Source organism: Flavobacterium sp. AJR, assembly GCF_002156885.1.
Taxonomy (GTDB): domain Bacteria; phylum Bacteroidota; class Bacteroidia; order Flavobacteriales; family Flavobacteriaceae; genus Flavobacterium.
This window is the reverse complement of sequence record NZ_NCWQ01000151.1, coordinates 1-5,149: the sequence shown is the minus strand read 5'-3', so window position 1 is coordinate 5,149 and position 5,149 is coordinate 1. Positions and strand designations below refer to the sequence as shown.

Genomic DNA, 5,149 nt, shown 5'->3' with positions numbered 1-5,149 from the left:
ACAAAGTTTAAATAATTCCTTACCTTTTAATTTTTTAGCATTCCAATCAACCATAGTTTCTCGAGCAAAAAAATCAAGTTGATCATCTGAGATATAACTTAATATTTCTCTCACATCTGTTCTGATTTGCATTTCATGATATGTTTAAAGATATACGAAAATAAAAATAATATTTTTTACTAAAGTTCCTTACAGCCTTGGTTTCAAACTTTGACAAAGGTTAAAATCAAACTTAACAGATTTTCAATAAAATTTAATTTTGAATATTCTGTTTTACAACTATATCATTATTCATTACATTTTATATTTGCCAATAAAACCTTTTAAATGAAATCAGAAGAAAATTCCAAACCTAGCTTTCTGGCAATTGCAATAATGGCTTTATTTTCCGTTTCAACATTAATGATGTTCTTATTTATATTTGAATTTTCAAATAATTACAAGATTATCAAACACGAAAATGAATTCAAGAAGCTTAAAGTAAAAATAGATTCTTCAGTAATATCTAATACTAGAAGCGGAAGAAGTTCTTCTACTTCATCAAGTACATTTTATTACTTTAATAAAGGATCCTATTTGAGCGTACAAGACACAAAAGGGATTCTTTTTGACTATAATTCATCCAATGAGTATATAAATGAATACATGACCAACCACATGGACTCCCTTAACGTATGGTATCTAAACAAAGACACTGTAAAATATGCTCCTGAAGGTCAAACAATAATTGACGTTTCAGAAGAAATAGAAACTAATCAGAAAATTGCTTTTTATTTCCTTATCTACATTGTATTCGTCTTTTTTACTATCAAGTTCAAAAACAGAATCTTCAAAAAAGTTTAAAACATAATTTCCTTACTTTTACCTTATGGCAATGACACTCGAAGAAATAAAACTAAAAATTGATACTTTCCATAAAAACGGACAAGTTATCAATGCTGTTTATTGGCTTTTAAAAAAATATAACCTCAATAATTCTAACTTAAAAGGATTTGAATTTAGAGAAAAAGCCGAACCTAGTTTTATCCTAATGACTACCGAAGGTGATTTTGGAAAAACACAAATCATCCGAATTCCAGAAAACACATTTGAGTTCCCTCTAGAATTAATGCTCACTCTTATAGCTCACGAAATGGTTCATGTAAACCAAAAAACTATAAAACCATATATTTTAGATAAAAACGAACGAGAATGGCAGGCTTATTACGAAATGAATTTTAATATTCTGTTTCCAAACCTACCCGAAATATCCAACTTTCACAAAAAGTTCTTCGCCAACAAAGGCCTGGAATACTACAACCGAATGGGAGAAGGCTCAGAATTGCAACAAAAATATGCTGAACAAAAAAAGCAGGTTGATAACCTGATTGCGTCGTTGGGGTGAAATATATAATTTTGAATAACACAAATAAACAAAAATCCCGTTTTCTATAACTAGAAAACGGGATTTTAAAATATATCAATAAGTTCTTAATGACTCATATTTTCAAATTCTTTTGGATCATGTTTATGCTTAAATAAAATAGCAAAAGCAATCGCAATAACCAAGGCATAAGCTGCAAAAGACAACCAGATGTTATGCCAGTCTTTCATTAAAATTTCACTACCAAAAATACCATCGGCAGAAACAGTATTTCCATGACTTTTTACAAATTCTAACATCTTAGGATTTGCAGCATCTGTTTGCAGAAATCCAGCTAATTCAGATGAGTTTTTAAATGATTTTGTAAAGAATCTATCTATTGCCCATCCCGAAGTTAAACTTCCTAGAATTGCCCCAACACCATTGGTCATCATCATAAATAACCCTTGTGCCGAAGAACGTATTTTAGAATCCGTATTACTTTCTACAAATAATGAACCTGAGATATTAAAGAAGTCAAACGCCATTCCGTAAACTACACATGACATAATAATCATCCATAAGCCATTTACAGGATCTCCAAAAGCAAATAATCCGAAACGCAATACCCAAGCAAGCATACTAATAAGCATTACTTGTTTGATACCAAAACGCTTTAAGAAAAATGGAATTGCCAGGATAAACAAGGTTTCAGAAACCTGAGAAATCGACATGATAATTGTAGAATACTGGATTACAAATGAATCGGCATATTTAGGAAAATGCTTAAATTCATCAAGGAAAACATCTCCGTAAGCATTTGTAAGTTGCAAAGCTCCTCCTAAAAACATAGAGAACACGAAGAATAAAGCCATTTTATAATTAGCAAATAACTTAAACGCTTCTAATCCTAATGTTTCTGTTAATGTAGCATTTTCTTTCGTTAAACGTTGTGGCTTACACTTAGGTAAGGTAAACGAATATACCCCTAATATCAATGCCGCAATTCCGGCAATATAAAATTGATATTCTGTTGATTTATTTCCGCTAAGATTGGTAATCCACATTGCAACAATAAAACCTATTGTTCCCCATACACGAATGGGTGGAAAATCTTTTACAATATTTTTATTATTTAATTTAAGCGAAGTATATGAGATGGAGTTACTCAATGCAATTGTAGGCATATAGCAGCACATTGCAGCAAGCATAACATATATAAAAAGATCTGGAGTTGTAACTTGCGCTATTCCAAACAAAACTAAAGCATATGCTATATGTAAACCACCATATAATTTTTCGGCGTTTACCCATCTGTCAGCAATAATTCCTGTAAGGGTTGGCATAAATAAAGAAGCAATTCCCATGGTTCCGAAAACTAGACCAAATTGAGTTCCTTCCCAATTTTTTGTTCCAAACCAATAATTTCCGATTGTAATAAGCCACGCTCCCCAAACAAAAAACTGAAGAAAGCTCATTATAATCAATCTGTTTTTAATTCCCATATGATGAATTGTCTTTAAAATAAAATTAGGCGGTAAAACTACTATTTAAAATGAAATCTGCAAAGAATTAAGCTGTTTTTACAACATCATTCACTAATTCCATAACGGCTGCAAATTGTTCTTCTTTATTTAGGTAGGAATTATCTATCTCTACAGCATCATCGGCAATTACCAATGGCGAATCTTCACGGTGTGTATCGATATAATCACGTTCTTCAACGTTTTTCAAGACTTCTTCATAAGATACATCATCTCCTTTTTGTTGCAATTCGTCAAAACGTCTTTGTGCACGTGTACTTGCGCTTGCTGTCATAAATACTTTAAGTTCGGCATCTGGAAAAACTACAGTTCCTATATCCCTGCCATCCATAACGATACCTTTATTTTTTCCCATTTCTTGTTGCTGCTCTACAAGTTTAGAACGCACCTGAGAAACTTCGGCAACCTTACTCACAAAACTAGAAACCTCGATTGTTCTAATCTCTTTTTCTACATTTTCTCCATTCAAAAACATTTCTCCAAAACCCAAATCGGCATTAAATTGAAAAACCAATTGTATAGAAGGTAAACTAGCAACAAGCTTTTCTTTATCAAAAGAATCTGCATTTATATATCCGTTTTTCATAGCATAAAGCGCTACTGCACGGTACATTGCACCAGTATCTACATATACATATTCCAACTCTTTTGCTAATTGTTTTGCCAAAGTACTTTTTCCCGTTGACGAAAATCCGTCGATAGCTATTGTTATTTTTTTCAAAATATCGATTTTAATGTTTAAAGATAGTAATTCTAATTATTTTTATTTTTAGTCCTGAAAATTAATTGTTAACCCAAAAAGATTTGTGTTTGCTCCTAAACTATATCTAGAATAGGAATAATTAAATTTCAATTTATTTAATTTTAGTCCGAAACCTAGAGACATTCCAGAGAAATTACGCTGCTCTAGAATTCGCAATTCTTCGCCTCTCCTAAAATTGTATCCCAGTCGCAAATTAAACGCTCTTTTAGGGAAAAGTTCAACCCCAAAAATCATGTGGCGTAATGCATTATTAAAAAACGATACATTTTCTTCGGTTGTAGTTCCGTCAATACCGGTTTCTGCTCGTGCTGGATTAGAGAAAGCAAGATTCCATTGCTGTAAATTCTCTAATGTAAGATGCCATCGAATAGGCACATTTTCTAATTCTTGCGAAACCCCTGCAATTACCTCCAAAGGCAATTTCTCGTGAATTCCTGAATAGGTACTAAATTGAGTTCCTATATTCCTGATGACTAAAGCCCAGTTTATATCATTTTTTTCGTCGATATAAATCATTCCTAAATCCAGAGCTCCACCAAAAGAATGATAACTCTCGAGAGTTGAAGAAATCAGCTTGGCATTTGCCCCAATATGAATGTCTGTATATGGAATATTATAGGCGTACCCAAAAGATAGTGCAGCTTCACTTCCTGTAAAATCCGAAGTTGCTTGACCATTCTCATCATATCCGTCAAAATTTCCGTAATTGACATAACTTACGCCTGCCTGAAAAGTTTGCAAATGCTGATCATATGTATATGCGTAAGAACCGCTACCATAAGTTACTTCGCCATAATAACTTCCATAATTTAATGCCAGACGATTACTCATATCCTGATTTAAAGTCGCAGGATTAAACAATACCTGGTTTACATCGTCGTCATAAATGGTGATTACTTTACCTCCTAAAGCGGCTTGTCTAGGCGAAGGCATTAGATTTAAAAACTGATAGGTATACTTACCTCCTATTTGCCCGTAGGAAACAGTACAAAAAGTAAATAAATAAAAGAATCCCAGTTTTTTTAGCATGCTTTATATATTGCTTTTACCTTTTACTAAAACGCAGCTGCGAAGATAAAATTATAATGTGACAAATTACAAATTGTCGATTTCAATTTAAAATAAAAATTCCAAAACCTAAACTTATTATGTATTGCAGCTTCTATCTGGTTTAACTCTTTGCCAAAGTAACGCGGATTAAACACATTATTCATTTTTACAGGAAAGACAAGTTTGGGGCTTACTTAACTTTTCTTAATTAATTACTCGACGGTAAAAAATTTAGCGCAAATGGTACACGGATTAAACGGATTCGCTAAAGCGAAAACACAGACAAACACGGATTTCTTCTCGTCCCGAATACTTAACTTTTCTTAATTACTTAATGGTGAAAATTCAGCGCAAATGACACACGGATTAAACGGATTCGCTAAAGCGAAAATACGGATAAACACGGATTTCTTCTCGTCCCGAATACTTAACTTTTCTTAATTACTTAAT

General features: G+C 32.5%; 5 protein-coding genes. 2 read left to right on the top strand and 3 right to left on the bottom strand.

Annotation, left to right across the window (positions count from 1 at the left end; all coding sequences use genetic code 11):
- Positions 1-327: 327 nt before the first annotated feature.
- Together B8T70_RS24030 and B8T70_RS22905 are read left to right on the top strand one after the other, a co-directional pair.
- Positions 328-843, top strand: a complete 516-nt coding sequence (locus B8T70_RS24030; protein WP_086896363.1) for a hypothetical protein — start codon at positions 328-330, stop codon at positions 841-843.
- A gap of 25 nt (positions 844-868) precedes the next feature.
- On the top strand, positions 869-1,384 hold the full coding sequence (locus tag B8T70_RS22905) for a hypothetical protein (RefSeq protein ID WP_369827414.1): 516 nt from the start codon (positions 869-871) through the stop codon (positions 1,382-1,384).
- 86 nt (positions 1,385-1,470) lie between these two features.
- Here B8T70_RS22905 and B8T70_RS22900 read toward each other — a convergent pair whose 3' ends face one another.
- The 3 genes from B8T70_RS22900 to porQ form a co-directional block, all read right to left on the bottom strand.
- Positions 1,471-2,847 (bottom strand): nucleoside permease, encoded by a 1,377-nt coding sequence (locus B8T70_RS22900; protein WP_086896362.1) that lies wholly within the window; start codon positions 2,845-2,847, stop codon positions 1,471-1,473.
- A gap of 67 nt (positions 2,848-2,914) precedes the next feature.
- Positions 2,915-3,607, bottom strand: coding sequence for a (d)CMP kinase (gene cmk / locus B8T70_RS22895; protein WP_086896361.1), 693 nt, complete (start codon positions 3,605-3,607; stop codon positions 2,915-2,917).
- A 48-nt stretch (positions 3,608-3,655) separates the two neighbouring features.
- Positions 3,656-4,678 carry a type IX secretion system protein PorQ gene (gene porQ / locus B8T70_RS22890; RefSeq protein WP_086896360.1) on the bottom strand — a complete coding sequence of 341 codons (1,023 nt, stop codon included), beginning with the start codon at positions 4,676-4,678 and terminating at the stop codon, positions 3,656-3,658.
- Positions 4,679-5,149: the final 471 nt, after the last annotated feature.

Coding starts and splice junctions, on each gene's coding strand:
- B8T70_RS24030 (WP_086896363.1), top strand. CDS start 328: ATGAAATCAGAAGAAAATTCCAAACCTAGCTTTCTGGCAATTGCAATA.
- B8T70_RS22905 (WP_369827414.1), top strand. CDS start 869: ATGGCAATGACACTCGAAGAAATAAAACTAAAAATTGATACTTTCCAT.
- B8T70_RS22900 (WP_086896362.1), bottom strand. CDS start 2,847: ATGGGAATTAAAAACAGATTGATTATAATGAGCTTTCTTCAGTTTTTT.
- porQ (WP_086896360.1), bottom strand. CDS start 4,678: ATGCTAAAAAAACTGGGATTCTTTTATTTATTTACTTTTTGTACTGTT.